At 40.1% G+C, this 19,866-nt stretch carries 17 protein-coding genes; 7 read left to right on the top strand and 10 right to left on the bottom strand.

Going from position 1 to position 19,866, the window contains the following annotated elements; genetic code table 11:
- Window positions 1-79: 79 nt before the first annotated feature.
- On the bottom strand, window positions 80-1,069 hold the full coding sequence (locus tag KME09_16250; GenBank protein ID MBW4535488.1) for a glycosyltransferase: 990 nt from the start codon (window positions 1,067-1,069) through the stop codon (window positions 80-82).
- 18 nt (window positions 1,070-1,087) lie between these two features.
- Complete coding sequence (locus KME09_16255) at window positions 1,088-2,380, bottom strand: HAMP domain-containing histidine kinase (protein ID MBW4535489.1); 1,293 nt, start codon at window positions 2,378-2,380, stop codon at window positions 1,088-1,090.
- A 286-nt stretch (window positions 2,381-2,666) separates the two neighbouring features.
- Between KME09_16255 and KME09_16260 the strand changes: the two genes are divergently transcribed.
- Window positions 2,667-2,993, top strand: a complete 327-nt coding sequence (locus KME09_16260; protein ID MBW4535490.1) for a DUF3155 domain-containing protein — start codon at window positions 2,667-2,669, stop codon at window positions 2,991-2,993.
- A gap of 138 nt (window positions 2,994-3,131) precedes the next feature.
- Here the strand turns inward: KME09_16260 and KME09_16265 are convergent, their stop codons facing one another.
- From KME09_16265 to KME09_16275, 3 genes are all read right to left on the bottom strand, one after another.
- On the bottom strand, window positions 3,132-3,650 hold the full coding sequence (locus KME09_16265) for a cofactor assembly of complex C subunit B (GenBank protein ID MBW4535491.1): 519 nt from the start codon (window positions 3,648-3,650) through the stop codon (window positions 3,132-3,134).
- A 146-nt stretch (window positions 3,651-3,796) separates the two neighbouring features.
- Window positions 3,797-6,160, bottom strand: coding sequence for a polysaccharide biosynthesis tyrosine autokinase (locus tag KME09_16270; protein MBW4535492.1), 2,364 nt, complete (start codon window positions 6,158-6,160; stop codon window positions 3,797-3,799).
- A 107-nt stretch (window positions 6,161-6,267) separates the two neighbouring features.
- Window positions 6,268-7,854, bottom strand: a complete 1,587-nt coding sequence (locus KME09_16275) for an SLBB domain-containing protein (protein ID MBW4535493.1) — start codon at window positions 7,852-7,854, stop codon at window positions 6,268-6,270.
- Window positions 7,855-7,921: 67 nt separating this feature from the next.
- Between KME09_16275 and KME09_16280 the strand changes: the two genes are divergently transcribed.
- From KME09_16280 to KME09_16290, 3 genes are all read left to right on the top strand, one after another.
- Window positions 7,922-8,188: a TIGR02450 family Trp-rich protein gene (locus tag KME09_16280; GenBank protein MBW4535494.1), complete on the top strand. Its 267-nt coding sequence runs from the start codon at window positions 7,922-7,924 to the stop codon at window positions 8,186-8,188.
- A 659-nt stretch (window positions 8,189-8,847) separates the two neighbouring features.
- On the top strand, window positions 8,848-10,125 hold the full coding sequence (gene hisS / locus KME09_16285) for a histidine--tRNA ligase (GenBank protein MBW4535495.1): 1,278 nt from the start codon (window positions 8,848-8,850) through the stop codon (window positions 10,123-10,125).
- A 44-nt stretch (window positions 10,126-10,169) separates the two neighbouring features.
- Window positions 10,170-10,457, top strand: coding sequence for a DUF2288 domain-containing protein (locus KME09_16290; GenBank protein MBW4535496.1), 288 nt, complete (start codon window positions 10,170-10,172; stop codon window positions 10,455-10,457).
- Between the two features lies 1 nt (window position 10,458).
- On the opposite strand, the gene KME09_16295 is transcribed toward KME09_16290, so the two are convergent.
- From KME09_16295 to KME09_16305, 3 genes are all read right to left on the bottom strand, one after another.
- Window positions 10,459-10,878 carry a hypothetical protein gene (locus tag KME09_16295; protein ID MBW4535497.1) on the bottom strand — a complete coding sequence of 140 codons (420 nt, stop codon included), beginning with the start codon at window positions 10,876-10,878 and terminating at the stop codon, window positions 10,459-10,461.
- 189 nt (window positions 10,879-11,067) lie between these two features.
- Window positions 11,068-12,378, bottom strand: a complete 1,311-nt coding sequence (locus KME09_16300) for a 2-oxo acid dehydrogenase subunit E2 (GenBank protein ID MBW4535498.1) — start codon at window positions 12,376-12,378, stop codon at window positions 11,068-11,070.
- 180 nt (window positions 12,379-12,558) lie between these two features.
- Complete coding sequence (locus tag KME09_16305; protein ID MBW4535499.1) at window positions 12,559-13,806, bottom strand: FAD-dependent hydroxylase; 1,248 nt, start codon at window positions 13,804-13,806, stop codon at window positions 12,559-12,561.
- Between the two features lie 726 nt (window positions 13,807-14,532).
- Here KME09_16305 and KME09_16310 point away from each other — a divergent pair.
- From KME09_16310 to KME09_16320, 3 genes are read left to right on the top strand one after another with little or no spacing between them, the layout of a single operon-like run.
- A complete protein-coding gene (locus tag KME09_16310; GenBank protein ID MBW4535500.1) occupies window positions 14,533-15,651 on the top strand; it encodes a DUF1611 domain-containing protein in 1,119 nt (372 codons plus the stop codon).
- 35 nt (window positions 15,652-15,686) lie between these two features.
- The gene (locus KME09_16315) at window positions 15,687-16,757 is read left to right on the top strand and encodes an alanine/ornithine racemase family PLP-dependent enzyme (protein MBW4535501.1); all 1,071 of its coding nucleotides are present in this window, start codon (window positions 15,687-15,689) and stop codon (window positions 16,755-16,757) included.
- Between the two features lie 17 nt (window positions 16,758-16,774).
- A complete protein-coding gene (locus tag KME09_16320; protein ID MBW4535502.1) occupies window positions 16,775-16,990 on the top strand; it encodes a DUF3134 domain-containing protein in 216 nt (71 codons plus the stop codon).
- Window positions 16,991-17,033: 43 nt separating this feature from the next.
- On the opposite strand, the gene crtD is transcribed toward KME09_16320, so the two are convergent.
- Window positions 17,034-18,578, bottom strand: a complete 1,545-nt coding sequence (crtD, locus tag KME09_16325) for a C-3',4' desaturase CrtD (GenBank protein ID MBW4535503.1) — start codon at window positions 18,576-18,578, stop codon at window positions 17,034-17,036.
- 26 nt (window positions 18,579-18,604) lie between these two features.
- Window positions 18,605-19,813 carry a hypothetical protein gene (locus KME09_16330; GenBank protein MBW4535504.1) on the bottom strand — a complete coding sequence of 403 codons (1,209 nt, stop codon included), beginning with the start codon at window positions 19,811-19,813 and terminating at the stop codon, window positions 18,605-18,607.
- Window positions 19,814-19,866: the final 53 nt, after the last annotated feature.

A 19,866-nucleotide genomic window follows, 5' to 3' on the forward strand; every position in this document is an offset into this window, starting at 1 on the left:
GACCCCCAATTGGTGAGACAAAAAGCTTGCTACAGCTAGCACACAAGTCTTTGAATCGCGCCAGGATTCTTAAGCTGTACTAAAGGGGTAGTTTTCGCTGTAATTTACGCCAAAGTTGTTTAATTTTTAACTGCTGAATTCGCTGAGAATCTAAATTTTTGATTGTAGTTTTCAGATGCGATTGACAGTCAAAAAACTGATTTATTTCCGTCAAAATCACTTGTAGTCTGGCAATTAAGCGATCGCTGCGATATTCGGCTAACCAAGAGTCTGCATTCGAGTTTGATAGTTGCAATACCTCGTTAATTCTGGTTAGGTCATACTCCAATGAATAGCCAGCAATCTTATGGCAATTGAATCCAGGATCGAGATAGTCAGCTAGCCCATGATTAACGCTAGAAAATACTTGACAACCACAGGCTAAAGCTTCCAAAGGAGGCAACCCAAAACCTTCAGTCACACCACTAGTTGCCCAATATTCCGCCGAATCATAAAGATAAATTTTGCTGCGGTTAAATAACCCTGCCAGATCGGCAACATAGCTATTAATAATTTCCACTCGATATAAAGCTTGCAAAGCAGGAATTAACTGTCCAAGCAAATATTCTGAAGACTTGCGCGTCTGTACCAAGATGTCGATATCTCTTGTTTGCTGAAGATTACAAAACTCGTCACTAATTTGGTTAGGTAAATAGTAAATCAAACTATTGGCAGCTTTTTCACCCCAATAACCCATCGTGTTGCGACTTACGGTAATAATCGGCACATTAGACGGTAGTGAAAATCCGTAGTTAGCGCTATGAGCATGATAAATTATATTTTGCCCTGGCAGTTGTGCCATAACTTTAGGAACATCAAAACCCCAGCCAATGATAAATATTGCTGAGTTGCGATCGCAATTAGGCAAGATATCCGCTAAAAAAGCGTGCTGAGACTCTCGCTGCCGATAGGTAACTATTTCTGCCTCACCAACTTGCTGGGCTAATTTACAGGTGTTTAATTCTGCCCATAAACCACCTCCGCCAAATTTTCCTGTTGTCCCTGGCACTAAAAAATAGAGTTTTCGCATCGAGATGATTACTGATTACTAATTACTGAGAATAAGCCAAACAATAAAAGTTGTCCCTGAACTATTTTCCGCCAGATTATTCGGACTAATTAATTCAATTTCACCTCGCATTTTAGTCGCTAACTCTTGAGCGATCGCCAAGCCTAAACCTGTCCCAGCAATCTCGCCTTGAGCTTGAATTCCTCGATAATGTCGCTCAAAAATACGTTCTCGATCTTCAATAGGAATGCCTGTTCCTGTATTTTTAACTGCAATACCCAACATTTTTTCGCGACTCATTTCTAGATCGAGCTGTACTTTTCCGCCTGAAGTTGTATACTTCAAGGCATTATCCAGCAGATTATTAAAAATCTCTCTCAGGGCAGCTAAATCCCCGACTACTGATGGGATGATCGCGGGGAGGTTATTAACTAACTCAATATTTCTTTCAGTTGCGATCGCTTGGACAGTATTTAATAATGGTTCAAGAATTTGGCTCAAATCTACAGGATGTAACTGCTCAGTTGAACTAGGTAGCAAAAAACTACTTTGATCGATATTTTTTGGGGTAGCTTCTAATAAGGGTAAAGAATTATTGACAGGATTAAATTCAGTTATTTGTTCTGATTCAGCTTCAAACTGTTCTAACAAGGCTTGAAAGCGATCGCTTTGAGCTAGAATACTTTCTGCTAATTTGCCGTTGGGATCGTTCGGCAAAATACGTTTAATTAACAATCTACCAAAAGTCCGTAGGGCAGTTAAAGGATTTCTCAGCTGGTGCAGCAAATTATCAAGGCGATCGTGTTCAATTCGTCTTAAATTTTCTTGTCGCAATAGTTCATTTTGTGTCCAACTATATTGAAGCTCAATAAAACGGGCGATGGCGATTGTCCGTGCAATTTCTTCTACTTGTTGATGTTCGTGAGCTTGCCATTCTCGATCTTCTCGTCCAGTCACGAGCAAACCAATAAAAGTTTCTTGGTGGATTAACGGCAAAATTAATTGCTTGGTTTTAGCTAACTCTAGTTGTGAACTATCTGCTGCTTGAGTTTCTATCTGACTCGTCAAATAATTGGGTAATAATTGAGCCAGAAAATTTGACTGGGATGCCTGCCAAATTTCAGCTAGCTTAATCGGGGGTAGTTCCCAAAAACTTTGGTTTCCCGTCTGAGGATAAATAGCAAAAGGAAATAGTTTAGTTTGCTGATCTTCACTGATGTTCTCAGTCAAATAAATCACACTCCAAACAGCACCTAGACCATGAGATAGCAAAGAGAGCTGGGACTGGCAGAGCGTGGCAAATTCGGGACTGGAAATATGATTATTCAATATTAGTACTTCGCGAACTAAAATTCACTGCAAGTTTGAGTTCAATAGCTGTAAAAACAGGCGTAAACCTAGCCCGTATTTCAGGTTTTTTTCCAGAATACTGCTTAATGTTTTCTGATTTTAAAATTAAGTAACATTATATTATTCTAGATGTCTCCGTAAGTTGATTTTCTCTAGGTAATTCCTCTAATAGGGAGTTGATTTTTTTTGTTCATTACGATACAATAGCACTTATGAATAGTAACTATTAACACAATATTTAGTAAGCAAATTTTAGGAGGTAAAAGGGTTGGCAAGGAAACGCAAACGCAAAAGCCGTCGTCGTCAAGAAGGTCGTAAGATTTTAGAAGTCGTACCTCAGCATCACATAGAAAGCGGTGATGAAAAACCCGTCACTGCCGCTCGTAATCACATCGCCTCCCTGGGAATTGAACCTCCAGCAGTCCTAGTGGTCAAACGGAACGAACACACTACAGACCGCTATTTCTGGGCAGAGAAAGGCTTGTTTGGCGCTCAATACGTCGAAGAGAATCATTTTCTATTTCCCAGCTTACAGTCAATCGATCTTCAAGATTGGGAAGGGGATAAAGCGATCGCTGCAGCTACTACTCATTAGATTTTCTACAGCAATTAGAGAATCAACTAATCAAAAATTAATTAAAAATTAACTCTAAAGAGAGAGAAGACAATTCCCTCTCTTTTTGCTGTTATAAATACAAAAATAATTCTGACCAGCTGATTTAAAAAAGCAAAATTAATCCAAGATTTCAACAGCTAAATTTTCCTGCAACTGAATCAGTTCATCTCGATGAGCAGTAATCCTCACGAGATTTTGGCGATCGCTATTTATTACTTGAAGCATTATATTCTCCCAACGACCAGCTTTTTGCCAATAGAACACCCCAGCTAAGGGAGCAATCAAAATTAACAGCCAGCATAAACGATTAAGATCTGGGAAAAGTAGTAATAGAACCAAAGTTAAACATGATAAACCAACTGCGGCTAATAAGCTAAGAAGAATAGCCAAGAAAAGACTTGGTTGAACATATCCTTTAAATTCTACTTGCTTAGTTTCGGGATTGACGGAGGTTAACTGGTAGGCTCTAGCCTCAAAATATTCCTGCAACTTTTTGATTAAAACATCTTCCGACTCCGCAGGAAGCAATTGAATTTGTTTAGTACGATCTTTGACAGAAGCGCGAATAAAGAAAAACAAACCGATCATCATCAGCAGAGTTAGAAAGAAAGTAGAAGAGATAACTGGCAAGTTCACGCTAGTTTGATTTGTTTATTTATGATGACGTTGATCTAAAATATATAACAATTTATACCTAACTCTCAAAGGAATTCTGCTGATTTGCTGCTGAAGCTGGCTAAACTATGCTTAAGGTTAATCCCGATCTGAGCATTAATGCTGATTTACTTGCGATCGGCGTAGTAATGATTGTAATAGTGATAAGAATTAGTTGTCTGGCTGACGTGATTTGCAATTACCCCTAAAACTGGAACATTAGACATCTGAATATTCTCAATATTTTGCTTGAGCAAAGAGCGATCGGTTTTACCAATTCTTACCACTAAAACTACCCCATCAGTGCGATTTGACAGAACTCTGCCGTCAGCAAATCCGAGAATAGGCGGAGTATCGTAAATAATTAGGTCATATTGTCGACTGCTTTTTAAACGCTCCATCAAAGCAAACATTTTTTGTGAAGAAAGCAGTCGAGTAGGATCGGGGGGAATATCTCCCGCCGTGATTACCGATAAATTTTCCCATTGAGGAACTTTAATAATCGCTTCTTCCACATCTAATCCTGTGGCTAAGACATTACTAAGTCCTTCCTTGTTTTCAATACCTATCCAACGGTGAACTTGAGGACGACGCAAATCTGCATCAATCAGCATTACTCTTTGTCCCATAGTTGCTGCGGCTTGAGCTAGATGAGAAGAAACAGTAGATTTTCCTTCAGAAGGAATAGAAGAGCTGATCACAAAAGAACGTAAAGAGGTATCAGAACCTAGAAGCTTAATATTAGTATTGAGAGAACGAAAAGACTCCAAAAAAGGCGAACTAATGTTCCATTTGTGTCTATTATCTAGTGGATCTGCTGGAGTTACATTGATAGAGCGATTGAGATTTAAGGTTGTATTCCCAATCTGTAGCTGAGGCAGAGTAATTTTTTCCTTTTTAGGGGAGGCTGCTAGCTCGTCAGCAGGATGGAGATCTTTTTGAACGGGAATTAGACCAAGAACTGGTAGATTAATGCTCTCTTTGAGTTCTTCTGGTGAATGGAATACTGGATCGAGACGTTCAGCTAACAGCGCTGCTGCACAGCCAAGCATTAAGCCCGAAAGCAATCCTAACGCGATATTTTGCGGAATCTTGGGCGAGACAGGATCGATCAATACGGTTGGCGCAGAGATGGTTTGCCAGGGAAGTGCTTGTTGCGCTACCTGTAGCTGTAGTTCTTCTTTAGCAGTTAAAAATCGATTTAAACTCTCTGTTGCAACGAGCAATTGGCGATTAAGATCGGTATATTGACGGGCAATTACGGGCATCTGCTTAGTAAAATTGCCAAGTTTAGCAATTTCATCCTCTAAGACTCGTTTTTTAAGTTCTAAAATCTCAATTTGATTAGCTGCCTCAATATAATTTTGATTAAGTTCTAAGCGTAAGCTACTCGGAGAAGTGAGGTTGGACGAATTATCCACTGAATTAGCTAAATTTTGTCCTAAAACACTACCAGCTTCTTGCTGTAACAAAGTAAGTAAACTAGTTTTCTTTTCCTCTAAATTCTGTATGACTGGATTTTCGGCGGAAAAACGGGATGATTCTCGAGCAAGGTCAAGCTCAACTTTCTGTAGCTCATTGAGCAAATTTTGATATCGAGGAGATTCGCTTAAATAACTAGCAGCCAGAGCCTGTTGCGGATTTAAATTCAATTGCTTCTGCAATAGGGTATACAGAGATCTAGTTTCTTTTAATCTGGTTTGAGTATCAAAATATTTCAACTCAAAATTAACTCGCTGTTGCGCCAAAATCTGAGCCTGCTTTTCTGGATCGAGTAGATTATATTGCTGACGAAAGGCCTGTAATTTACCTTGCAATTCATCAACCCTGCCTGTAACCTCTGGTAGCTGACTTTCAACAAAGTCAATACCTTGCTTAGCCTTGGCTCTTTTATCATCAAGAGAATAACTCAGGTAAGATGCTGCTAACTTATCCAGGACAAATTGAATCTTATTTGGATCTGGATCGGTAAATGTTATCTCTAAAATTTTGGTTTCGTCTAATCGCTCAATTTTTAGAGGAGACCTTTTCGGCTGAATCAATTCTCCATAATTAATATCAGCATATTTTGCCGCCAAATCTTTGATAATCGGGTTTAACACCCGAGGACTACGCAGCACTTCAATTTGAGTTTCGTAATCTAAGCCACCTAGATCTGGCTGCAATGCAGCCAGAGGATCCTCTTGTTCCTTAGCTACTGGCTCTACTAAAAGTTGAAAACTACCCTGATATTTTGCTTCCTGGGTTAAGGTAAGAATTGTCGTCGTTGCAGTCACTCCAGCAACTACAGCACAAATTAAACGCAAACGATGCTTAACCATGCTGACCAGTTGACGTAGATCGATACTATCTCCGTCGTCGGCTTCCGCTGCTTTATTTGACACAGGGAAGGAATAGGAATAAGTGTCATTTCCGTTTTTATGACTAATTCCCTTGCCGTTTTGATCTTTCAAAGGAAGATATGTGGAACGATCTGGACTTCTATCGGGCATTATTTTTTCAATCCTCACAACACGGATTATGTCAAATTAGTCGCATAATAACCCATCGTCCTGACAGATTACAGCAGAACCATGGGCTACACTATCATGATTTATGTCTAGAAAATGGCATTAAACAAGCCAAACAAACCACCAAGAGGACTGGTTACTTTGCCAAGGCTGTCCGTAGCGGAGGTACTACCAGAGCGACCAACAACTACGACATCGTTCTGACCTAAAACAGGGTTAGTTTGTTCGTTGACTTCAGCACCAAGGTCTATCTGGATTTTACGTTTATCAACCGTGCCATTGGGTTTGAGGCTAACTAACTCTACTTCCTTGCTATTAGCACGCTGAGTATCAAATCCCCCAGCTGCTAGAATTGCTTGGTTAAGTGGCGTATTGGGCTTCACTTTCACTGGCCCTGGGGTAACAACTTCACCGACAACATTGACGGTAATTTCATCTGGAGAAAAAGTACCATCAGCTATTTTTTGTCTTTCTTCTTCAGTCAGTGCAGTCGCTTTAGGAATAATAATTTTATCTCCTTCCTGCAAAATGATGTCTTGGCTAGTATCTCCAGATTGAATAACTTCCCACAAATTTACGGCAATAATTTTTTCTTCACCATTCCAAGCGGTACGCTTAACCTGAACATCTTTAATATCAGCCAAAGGCTTAATTCCGCTAGCAGTTTGTATTGCTTGGGATAACCTAGGAGGAATAGACTCCTGCTTGCCCTGATTTGCCCCGTTGTTATTGTTTCGACCCAATAACTCAGGCTGAATAAAGTGCGATCCTGGACGATATATTTCACCCACTACTGCTACTTTAATCGGCTTATCTGACTGTAGACCAAAACTAGCCTGAGCTAATCTATCTAACTCAGTAGTATTAATTTTGGCGGTAGTAGGTACAAAGATTGTGTCACCATCTCGCAAAGAAATATCCTGTCTGATTTGATTTTTGGTTAATAAATCCCACAGATTAGAGTTATAGGTAACTTCTTTACCTTTGCCTCCATTGCTTCTGGTCACTCGAACGTTACGTACATCGGCAATAGTAGTAATACCACCAGCTTGTTCTAATAAATCCGTAACTGTGGGAAACTGAGGATCATCAGCAGTAAGGACAACCTCATAAGCACCAGGATTATCTACTTCTCCTGCAATACCAATTCTCAAGGGACGAGGTGCTATTAAACCGACAGTAATAATTGGTCTTTTGAGGTAAGTTGCATACTTTTTAGAAACTACCTCAGATGTTTCTTTGAGGCTTAAACCTCTAACATCAACTCGACCAACTAAGGGTAAGCTAATGGTGCCATCAACTAAAACAGGATATTCACCGCTGTACTCTGCAACCTGGAAAATATCAAGCTTAATTTGATCACCTGCCCCCAGAGTATAGTCTGTTTCTTCGGTAGCAAAATCGGCGTTAGTGGCTGGAAGGGGTGCAATTCCTGGTGTGGGGTTAGAGCCAGGAAATTCAGAGTTATCTAAAGGGGGTAAATCTTTATAATTGACTTGGGGCTGTTGGTTGGAGTCTTCTACCTTGGGGTCTGAACCAGTATTTTGTAACTCGATAGTATTATTTTGTGCCGTGGCAGGGGCAGATGCTAAACCTATACAAAGGAATAGAGCGATCGCACTATAGCTATTAATTCTTTCTAAAAATAATTGATACAAAACAGATGTAGTTTTCATAAAAATATCACAATGAAAAAAGTAAATTATTGCGACTAAACAATCATTATTATCTCTTGAGGTTAAAATGTCGAAAAAGCAAAAATTAAAGTTCCCTTATTTAATTGGCTCAAAATGGACGGCGATTCAAAAAACCTGGGGCTGGAGACATTTCCAAGTAGTCGATCGCCAAAACCAAGGAAAATGGGTTTTTGCCGAAATGGTAGCCTCTTGCGATCCCCAAACTCGTTTTTGGCTTAATGCGTCTCAACTTAAGGACGATTCTCTCTGGCTACCAGGATGGAAAACTCTTCAAGAGATAGCAGCGGATCAAAACGATGGCGACTTACAATAATTTTAGCGATTAATTTTGTTTCTATGTTTAAAGATTGAATCAAGTTTTTACTAACTTTTACTAAAAAAATAGCAGAAAAAAGATAAAATAACATTATCTTTAATAATTCTTTTTTAGTTCTTTAAATCTAACTCTAGATGTTACTAAATCATCGTCTGTTAGTAAAAGAGAATGCTGGCGATTGATAATATCGGCTTAATTAGTAGGTCAAATGTTGTTTAATAATTAGACCGAGAGTCTAAAAGGCTGCTCATAGTTATAAAATAATTGTTTATGTTTATAAATATACTACCGAAAAGTTGTTGCCCAAGAATTACCTGGTTGAAAAAAATCTTAATTCTACGATAAGGTTCATCATATATTAAAACTCAAAAAATGGAAAAAAATCACAAGTTAGCTTAGACAAAATAGCTATTGCGATCGCCCTTGGCATCTTTATCGAAACTTTATAATGCTAAATTAAAGCGGTTTAAACAGCAGTATAGCAAAGCGATCGCACTGAGCTAGAGAAAAAATTTATGGGTAATTAGGCAATTGATATTATTGCTTTACTGATATGGTCAAGGTGAAAAGACTAAATTTCAATCCAGGAATAAAGGTAGCTAATAGCTAACAGCTGAAGAACGCAAACAATTTGATTTTGAGCAAGCAAACAATAAATGATTCAAGCATTAAGAGGAACGAGAGATATATTGCCAGAGGAAGTTGGTTACTGGCAGTTTATTGAAGCAACGGTCAAAAAAATATTAGGTAGAGCAGTATATCAAGAGATTCGGGCGCCAATTTTCGAGCAGACAGCTTTGTTTGAGCGTGGTATTGGGGAAGCTACTGATGTGGTGGGAAAAGAGATGTACACCTTTAGTAGTCGAGGAGATCAATCAATTACTCTTAGGCCTGAAGGCACAGCCGGAATAGTGCGAGCTTATATTCAAAATAAGCTTCATGCTCAAGGGGGAGTTCAGCGTCTTTGGTATACAGGGCCAATGTTTCGTTATGAGCGTCCTCAAGCTGGTCGTCAACGCCAGTTTCATCAGGTAGGACTCGAATTAATTGGTTGTGATGCGCCTCGTGCTGATGCGGAAGTAATTGCTTTGGCAACTGATATCCTGCAAACTTTGGGCTTAAAGAATCTGGAGTTAGACATTAATTCAGTAGGTAACGGCGAAGATCGCGCTCAATATCGTGAAGCTTTAGTCAGTTATCTTGAACCTTATCAAAATGATCTAGACAAAGACAGCCAAGATCGTTTGACTCGTAATCCTTTAAAAATTCTAGACAGTAAAGATCCCAAGACTCAAGAAATTGCGCAAAACGCACCCAAAATTACCGAACACCTCAGCGCCGACTCGAAAAAACACTTTGATACGGTCTTGCAGTTATTAACTGATTTAAAGATCGAATATCAAATAAACCACTGTTTAGTTAGAGGCTTGGATTACTATACCCACACGGCATTTGAAATCAAATCTGCTGACTTGGGCGCACAGGCGACAGTCTGTGGTGGAGGGCGTTATGACGGCTTGGTCAAAGAATTAGGTGGGCCGGAAACTCAAGCGGTGGGTTGGGCAATTGGCATGGAAAGATTAGTTTTGTTGTTACAACAGATCAATTCTACTTTTGTTAATAGTCCCGATCTGTATATTGTGTCTCGCGGTGAAGTGGCTGAAGCACAAGGACTATTGTTAGCCCAGAAGTTACGCAGCCTAGATTTAGGTGTCGAACTAGACCTTAGTGGTAGTGCCTTTGGTAAACAGTTTAAAAGAGCCGATCGCAGTGGTGCAGTTGCCTGTTTAATCATCGGTGATACAGAAGCAGCCAACAATACCGTTAACTTAAAATGGTTGGCATCAGGGGAGCAGCAGGCGATCGCTCAAGCCGATTTATTAGGTACGATCACTGAATTGAAAGGGAAAATCAAGGGATTGAAAAGCTCTTGAGATAGTTTTAAAATAATCGGAACAAAATCATAATTTGCTTTAATATGCCTGGTTTAAAAGAAAAGCTGCAAAAAGATGTTGCTGATATCTCCTGGAACGAGTTGCAGCCTCATGCCAAACGAGATGCGATCATTGTGATTAAAGATGAGTTAGAACTTGCGGAAGTAGCAGTGGCGATCGCTGAAGACAATACAGCCTTTGTTCAAAACTGGATCGAGAATCAATCGATTGCCAAACCATCTTCCCAACAACTGACAGAATGGAATCAAACCCCTGAAAAACAGTTTGTGGCTCTAATTGTTCAACCGTTTGTGGTAGTTCAAGAAGCATAGTTTATTGACGTTGTAGTCCTAGTTTTACCCAATCAATGCATTCTGAAGTACTAGAAAAAATCTTTGGTGCAGCAATATTAACTAGCTTAGTTGGTGCATAGTGATCGTAAAAGCATTTATTGCCTTGCTGATGAATAATGATTAGGTTGTGGTTATAAGTATAGCGTTGGCGAAAATAATCAGATCCTTCTAAAGTTATTTGAGTATCAAGATGTTGTTGGGCGATCGCAATAATCTCTTTAATTTCACCCGAATATAATTTGGCAGGATTCTCTGCTTGATGCAAGATACTGGTATATCCTTGCTCGCATAACAAGGCATAAGAATATATATCCTGGCCATCAACATAGCTATACACAAAAGGAATAATTAGACATTCCTGATATGTCGCAGATTTTTCGTAGAGAAACCGATCGATCATCTATAGCCGTACAAAATTAGATTAGGACATTAATAGTAATCGGCTCGTAAGTAGGAAATAGGAAATAGGAAGTAGGAAATGTCCTAACGTTTTTATCTATGGCTATAGCGTCATTTTCCAGCAACACAAATCTTGTAGGGGCGAATGGTCATTCGCCCTCTTGTCGCGATCTGATTTCAAGATAATAGATTAAAGGGTTAAAGATTGAGGATTAGTTTCAATCAAAGTCGCCAAATCTTTTAAGAAAGCTGCTGCTTGTGCGCCATAAATAATGCGGTGGTCAGAAGTAATATTCACCTTCATCTGACGTTTAACTCCCATCATGCCTGAATCGTCCGCTACTAACTGAGGTTTTGAACCACCGACGGCAAGAATTGAACCCTGTCCTTGAGGTAAAATCGCATCAAAGTTGTCTACCCCAAACATCCCTAAGTTAGAAAGGGTAAATGTACCAGTGCTATATTCGTCAGGTTGTAGTTGTTTCGAGCGAGAACGTGCCACTAAATCTTGCCAAGTGCGGGATAGAGAATAAATATCCATTTGATCGGCATTACGCAACACGGGGGTAATTAAACCACCATCAGGCATGGCGACTGCTACAGCAACGTTGATTTCAGCATTATACTTAATCGCATCCTGGGCATAGCTGGCGTTAACTACAGGATGATTTTTGAGTGTAACGGCGATCGCTTTTGCCAATAGAGCCGTCATGGTCACGCCCTTGGACTTAATTTGTTTATATAGTTGATCTAAAGCGTCGGTATTAATGGTATAGGTCACATGAAAAGTCGGCACTTGCAAACTTGTCATCATGTTTTGTACCACTGCTTTTTGAAGGGTATTGAGCGGTACAGTTTGACCAGGAGTTATATTGGCTGGAGGAGCAGCAGGGGTTACACGCGCAGCTATTACCGCTGGGGCAGTGTTAGCAGTAGCTTGAGGAGCAACGCCGACTGGGGTGGCAGCAGGAGTAGAAACAGGCTTGCCAGCAGCTTGTTCAACATCGCCTGCCGTAATGCGTCCATAAGGGCCACTTCCCTGAAGAGATTTTAAATCTACACCTAACTGTTTTGCCAATTTTTTGGCTCTAGGGGAAGCAACTGTTCTACCTGAACCATTACGATTACTACTGCCATTACTCGCTACTGTAGCGGTATTAACTTCTATGGGAGCGGTAACAGCCACAGGAGCAGCTGCTTGAGGCTTAGTGCCACCACCTGCATGAGCTGCTGCTTGTTGTTTAGCTTCGGCAATTTCGGCTTCAGTTTCTGCTATGAGAGCGATCGCACTACCCACGGGAGCTTCTTCTCCTGCTTCCACCATAATCACTGCCAGATAGCCATCATAAAAGGTTTCTACGTCCATGTCGGCTTTATCCGACTCTACTACTAGGACAGTTTCCCCTTTTTCTACTTTATCCCCAGGAGATTTAGACCACTCAACAATCTTACCTGTTTCCATGGTGGAACTAAGAGCGGGCATAAATATATCGTGAATCATAGTGTGCGATCTTCTGTTTAAAGTTAGTTACCGATTGATTTGAAGGAAGCCATCAGCTATAAACCAAACCGAAAGATATTATATCTTTAATTCATGATGCAATTCATGGTGCAGCTTTTAGTAATTACTGATTACTGATTACTAATTACTGTTCATTACTCATTGCTCATTGTTCATTGTTCATTGTTCATTGCTCATTGCCAACTTGGGCTTTTTACCCAATAAACCTGTCATCAGTCTTAAAGCAAAAATTCTCAGGGGCTTAAGATAGCTCATCATCCATAGCCCTAAACGACGCATTGCCACTACGGGCAACCAGTTATTAGAAAATAGTCGATCTAATAAATCGGTAAAACCTAAAATTGCTAAATTCTCGATCTGACGCCAGCTTTCATATCGCTTGAGAACTTTAACTGTACCGATATCCTGTCCTTGCTGATGAGCTGCTTGCAAAATCTGCGCCAAACTAGCAGCATCGCGAATACCCATGTTTAAACCCTGTCCGCCAACAGGATGACAACAATGTGCAGCATCGCCAATTAGAGCCAAGCGAGATTTAATATAGCGATCGCACTGCATCAGTTGCACGGGAAATACTCGACGCTGACTAACTAGTTCTAACTCGCCTAACACACTACCAGTATAGGTTTGTAGTTTAGCCAAAAAAGCTGACTCATCCAATTCGGCTAAAGCCTGAGCATCAGCATGGGGATTTGTCCAGACAATCTGGCAGCGGTTTCCTGGTAATGGCAACACTCCCATCGGGCCACTGGGCCAAAAACGTTCAAAAGCGGTATTATTTTCGGGGGCAGTATGCTTAATCGTAAAAGCGACACAGGATTGCCAGTATTTCCAACCGCGAGTTTTGATACCTGCTAAACTACGGATATGCGATCGCGCTCCATCTGCACCAACCACTAATTTAGTTTTAATTAGGCGTTGTTCTCCCTGAACTTTAACTGCAACAGTCGAAATATTCTTGTCTGTCGTGACATTAACCACCTCTGCTGGGCAAAGCCAAGTAACGTTGGAACAATCCGCTAAATATTTATGCAAAGCAGTAATAACTATATTGTGTTGCGCTACATAGCCCAAATGTTCTCCAGGTAAGTCCTTTGTTTCAAACTTAACTTTCTGTGAATAATCGGCATCGCTGAGACTAATGTGCTGATATTTACCAACATGAGGGAATATATCTTGCCAAATACCAATCCCTTCGTAAATATGGCTTGATAAGGGCGAAAAAGCGTAAGCCTGAGTCTTCTGAGCTGTAATTTCCTGGGACTGAGCCTCGATCAAAATAATTTTTAAGCCAGAATCTTTGAGTGCTGCTGCTAGAGTTGTTCCCACAATCCCACCACCGACAATTACGATGTCGCAATCGAGGTTAAGAGAGCCTGCTTTAATAGTTTCTGGTTGTGCTAACATGCTGCGAATTTTAAACAATTTGCAATAAAAATATATGAGTATAAATACTTTCTTCTATTGTGACGCGATCGGCATCTGAGAACAAGGTAAATTTGGCAGTGCGATCGCTCTCAATCTGCTCAAATTATCTTGATGATTAATAAGAGTTGTGTCTCAATCTCATTTATCTAAAGTTCCAGGTTATGATCATAATGTTAAGAAATATTTTCGGAGTCTTGACTAAATTCGTAAATTTATCTCCGAATTTAAATCTCTACAGTATCTAATTAAAGAGAGATTTTATGTCAATTTATCTAACTGTCTTTTCTTTCCCTTAGCTGGGCTTGTTTTGTGGCGACCCGATTGCCTCAACAGTCAATTAGAAGAGACACGATTAAACATATTAAGGCGAAGTAAAAATATTTGGCTCGTAAACCTAAAAAATCAACCAGAATTGCGGATTCAGCTACAATTTTTCCCTAATTCTAAAATCTGAGCTAAATGCTAATAAAAATCAGGTTTTAACAATGCAAGTTTTATTTAATCGATCTTCCAAACGACTTGCTCAATCAAAAACTAGCCTCTCTCTGATGAGTAGACATATATGTCCTTGCTGCTCATACGTCTTGCTTCGTCATTTAAGCTGTGGAGGCATTTACTGGCACTGTAGCCACTGTTATCAGGCAATGCCAGCTTTCTCAGCAAATTATTCCCCTTAACTTTTCAAATATTAGGAAAACAATTTTAATGTTAATCGCCAAAAAAACCGCTTTGATTTACTGTGAAAATCAATTTGGCCTAATGGACGGTAAAACCGCAGCAGGGTTAGTTCGACACTCCGATACTTATAACATTGTCGGAGTAATCGATAGTTCCTTAGCTGGTGAAGATGCAGGAGAGCAATTAGATCAGCGGAAAAACAATATTCCCATTTTTGCTAACCTACAGTCAGCTTTAGATCGATTAGTAGATATTCCCGATTGCTACATCTATGGTAAAGCTCCTTTAGATGCGACTATATCTGCTGCTGAAAGAGCTTTGATCTTGGAAGCCATGACCAAAGGAATGGATATCATTAATGGTCTGCATGAGTTCTTTTCTGAAGATGCTGAGTTCAACCAGATGGCTATAAAGTGTGGAGTCAAAATTCAAGACATTAGAAAACCGCCAAAATTAAAAGATCTTCATGTCTTTACTGGTCAAATATCCCAAGTAAATGTTCCTGTAATTGCTATCTTAGGTACTGATTGCGCTTGCGGCAAAATGACTACCGCAGTGGAATTAAATAAAGCTTTAAACAATTTAGGGATCAAATCGGTATTAGTTGCCACAGGTCAAACAGGCTTAATGCAAGGAGCAACTTATGGTGTATCTATTGATGCCTTGGTGTCTCAATTTGTCATCGGCGAAATAGAAAATGCCGTTGTTCAAGCCTTTAAGCAAGAAAATCCCGATATTATTCTTGTCGAAGGGCAAAGTGCTGTCTCTCATCCCGCTTTTATGAGTTCGGTAGGTATTTTAAAAGGATGTATGCCCGATGGCGTTATTTTACAACATCCTCCTGGCAGGAAATTCCGCTGCGATTTTCCCCTGTTACCAATGCCAAGTATTGTCAGTGAAATTCGTCTAATTAAAGCAATTTCTCAAGCTCAGGTAATTGCGATCGCTTTAAGCCATGAAAATTTGACCGCAACAGAAGTTCAGAAAACGATCAAAAGCTATGAAGACCGTCTTTTACTACCAACTACAGATGTTTTGACCTATGGTTGTGCCAAACTAATCCGTGCTTTATACAATCTTTTTCCTGCTCTTGGTCAACAAAACAAATTAAATTCCCCAACACCTCCTTTATTAACCACAGGGTAGATATTGAACGTTGTCATAAAACTATGAATGCGTTTATGCCCAGAATCGAAATTACTCTATCTCAAATAGAGCATAATGCTCGGATGCTCAGCGAACTTTACGGACAACAAGGTATTTCTTTAATGGGAGTCTCAAAAGCTGTATTGGGAGAACCTTTAATTGCCGAGGCGATGATTCGAGGAGGTGTCAAGTTTATTGCCGATTCTCGCTTAGAAAATATTCAAAGGATGCGAAATGCCAGAATATCGGCTCAGTTTGTTTTACTCCGCACTGCCCCCAGTCAAGCCGAATCGATTATTGAAAATGTCGATATTAGCCTCAATACAGAACTAGACACCCTGGAAAAGCTGAACTATTACGCAGCTGGGCAAAATAAAATTCATCAAATAATTTTAATGGTGGAAATGGGTGATTTAAGAGAGGGAATAATGCCCGATGATATTTTCCTCTTTATTAAAAAAGTTTTAGACTTACCCCAGCTCAAAATTATCGGACTCGGTTGTAATTTGGCTTGTTATGGAGGCATCAAGCCTGACGAGCAAAAAATGCGCCAATTATCAGCATTAAGCGACGCGGTGGAAAAGAAATTTCCCATTCACTTATCTTTGATTTCTGGTGGAAATTCAGCGAACTATGAATGGTATCAATCCACTAAAAACGTTGGGCGAATTAATAATCTGCGCTTGGGAGAATCAATTCTTCTAGGCTGTGAAACTGTTCAAGGTAGAACTATTCCCAAATTACATACCAATGCCTTTAAATTAATTGCCGAAGTTATTGAATCGAAAGTCAAGCCTTGTCTACCCTTTGGCAAGATTGGTCGAGATGCTTTTGGTAATATTCCCGTTTTGCGCTCAACGTATCCGAAAAGTAATGGCAATCGCCACAGAAGAGCAATTGTTGCTTTGGGCAAACAAGACACTCTGGTATCTGGCTTAAGTCCAAATCAAGATTTAGAGATATTGGGAGCTAGTAGCGATCATTTGCTTCTCGACTGTAAAAACTCTTATTTAAAAGTGGGGGCGGGTGTAAATTTCAACCTGAACTACGGAAGTCTTTTGACGGCGATGACTTCACCTTTGATCAAAAAGCAATTTATTCAATAACACCTAAAGCAATAATAATGACTAAAAAATATCACAACCCCGCACTGCAACAAGAACCGATAGGTGAACCCGCAGCGATTATTGCCCCCAGAGAAAATGAATCTCTTTTTAGATGGATTAAAAGTACTGGTCGATTTATGCCTTATCAATCAGATAAATTTAGCGATCGCAAGGAAACAGATGAACTGGATGATATCCTAGACCAAGATGAAGAAGTAGATCCAGAAGAATAACTTAGAGCTTAGAGCTTTTTGATAACTTTGGTCTTAATCTAGATCAAAGTGGTTTTAAACCTGCTTCAATCTGCCTCGCCACCGTCAAAGCGGAATAACTAACCCCTGCCGTACCCTCCCCTGGATGAGTGGAGTCTCCCACTAGCCAAAGATGCTTAACTGGAGTGCGGTTAGCAAAGCCAAAAGGGCCAAAAGTCTTGATTCGTTGTCCTAATCCACCGACGATCCCTTTGTCTCTAGCGGTATAGTTAGCGAAGGTTCTAGGGGTAGCTGCTTCGGTATAGATGATGTTTTCGGCAGAGAGATCAAAATAGGAATTTAAACGGGCGATCGCCTCATCGGTATATTGTTGTTTAATCTGCTCATAGTTTCCATCTTTCCACCATAGATCTACATCAGTAAAAGAAGAGGCAATCAAAGTTGCTTGTCCGTCGGGCGCGCGTCCATCTCCAGGCTTGCTTACAGAGACAAACAAAGAGTTATTTTCGCCAATTACTTCATCTTGGTTATAAAGAAACTGAAGATGGGGTGAACAGTCTTGAGGGATTGCCTCTCGTTTGACTCCCAAATAAATTACAAATGCCCCTGATGGTTGGGGTAGCTTTTCCACGCGACGCTGGTAGTTATGCAGAATTCGATCGTTAGTCAACCTGACTAAATCCTGTGCCGTAACGTTTGCTACTACTTCATCCGCCGATTCTGTCCAGGTTTCTCCTTTTTGGTTCTGTACCGTAACTCCTGTAACTTTTCCCGACTTAGTATGAATCTGCTTAACGGTATGTCGCATTAAAAGTTTACCACCGTATTTCTCTAAACCAGCTACCAGGCGATCGCTCAATACCTGCATACTGCCTTCGAGATGAAATAGTCCTTGGGGTGCTTGGGAAACGGCTAAGGCTGTGGCGGCATAAAGTAAGGCTGTCTCTTCTGTTCCCACTTGGGAATATAGTTTTAGCTGTAGATCTAGAAAGGTTTTTAAGCGTTTATTGTCAGCCAAACCATAAAGCTTTAAAGCATCAGCTACAGTCATTAAGGCAAAAGGCAGGGTAATTAAGGTATCTGGTCTAACTGCCGAGATTAACTGCCATATATCCCAGACACTGCGAGGGGGAAGCACGGGATCTCGCCCCTGAAAACGCCAGCTTGCCTCAAATAACCGATTTAATAGATGCCAAAAAGGCTCACTTCCAGGAAATTGCCTTTGTCTTTCCTGTTGCCATTGTTCCGCATCACGCCAAACACTAATTGGCTCAGTCTCTCCAGGTAAGAAAACCGCACAGGCAGGATCGCAATAGCTAGCTGTTGGCGGGTCAATTTCTAACTCCTCAAAAATACGGTGATGAATACCTCCAGGCTCTAACCCCGCTACCTGAGTCGCTCCCACATCAAAGGTAAAACCACGACGTTTGAAAGTCGAAGCACATCCCCCTGGCACAATTGCCCGATCGAAAACTGTCACCTGATAACCACGTTTAGCCAATAATGCTCCTGCCGTTAAACCACCTATTCCAGCACCAACAACTATGACACGAGATTTTTGTCGATCTTTTGGAGCGATCGCCAAGGTAGGAAGCAGTTCATTCGTCATAAAATAAATTTCATATTTCCTTTTAATTAATTATTGGCTTTAATCAGTTCATAAAACAAGATCCTCGTGGCTTTAAACAGAATTCTAATTAAGCTATCTTTACCTTTAACGGTTTTTCTCAGTTCTTGATAGCGATCGCTTAATTGTTTACCAATGTCGTTGCCGATTAAATTCCCTTTACGAGATACCAGACAATAAGCCCAAGCGTAAAGGTGAGATCTAACCATCGAGTTACCGTGAAACTTGCGCTCAAAGCTTCCCCCTGACATGGAATAGCTAAAAGATAAGCCTAAACAAGCTTGGAACTTTCTTAAAGAGCGATCGCGCTTTTGGCGTTTACCTTTGCTAGTTTCATATTCAATCCACGATTGACCATCTACTAAAAATTTATCGATTGGATAGAGATTAATCAACAAAATTGCCCTGCAAGAAGTGGCAAACTTAAAGCGATCAAACACTTGGTTATAAACATCAAACTGAGGTAGTGCAATTAAATTGTCAAGTTCTTCTAAATGCTTGCTATATCTAAGTTCTAAGTCAATAATTGTCTGAGAATGATGGCGCGTATAAGTGCTTATTTGTATGCCTAATTCTGGTGCAATAGAAAGCTTGTACTTATTGTCATATCTAAAATTGGAGTGGTTAAAAGCTAACCAATAAATAATTGGCGTATAACCTTTTGTTGTCGATCGCGTCATGGTGTGACGTGCGATTTCAGGGAATTCATAGCTTAATCTCTGACGTAATTGTGAAACTAAGTTGGTTCTTAGTTTTTGGAGCTGTTCTTTTTGATTAAATAACCCTCTAATTCTCATGATAGTTAGATCGTGGTTTAAATTGATAAACCGCTTTTGCCCGTGAATATTGACAAACTGTGGATCGAAATAACAAGCTGTCAGACACAAAGCATCTTCCTCATCACGTTTGTTAGTAAATCCATAATGGGAGCGTTGACCAGACAAGTCTGTATGCCCGATCCAATAAATGAGAATGTCATATTTTTGTGCGACCATTACCCAAAATTGACTGTACCAATAGCCCGTTGGTTCTAAAACTATACCCGTTGGCTTGAGGGATAGTAATTTCTCTACGCCCAATCTAGAACAATCGACTTTGTGGAATTGTTTGGTATTTTTTAGCTGTTTATAGCGCTGCTGAATGTTATCAGGAAATTCAGATATACAGCACAAAACAGCCGATCCGCGACCGACATCAAGCCCGATTATTCGATTCATGTATTATGGAAGTTAGATAAAAAATAAAAATCTCGGATGGCTTGTGAAACTCC

Source organism: Pleurocapsa minor HA4230-MV1, assembly GCA_019359095.1.
In the GTDB taxonomy this organism is placed as follows: Bacteria; Cyanobacteriota; Cyanobacteriia; order Cyanobacteriales; family Xenococcaceae; genus Waterburya; species Waterburya minor.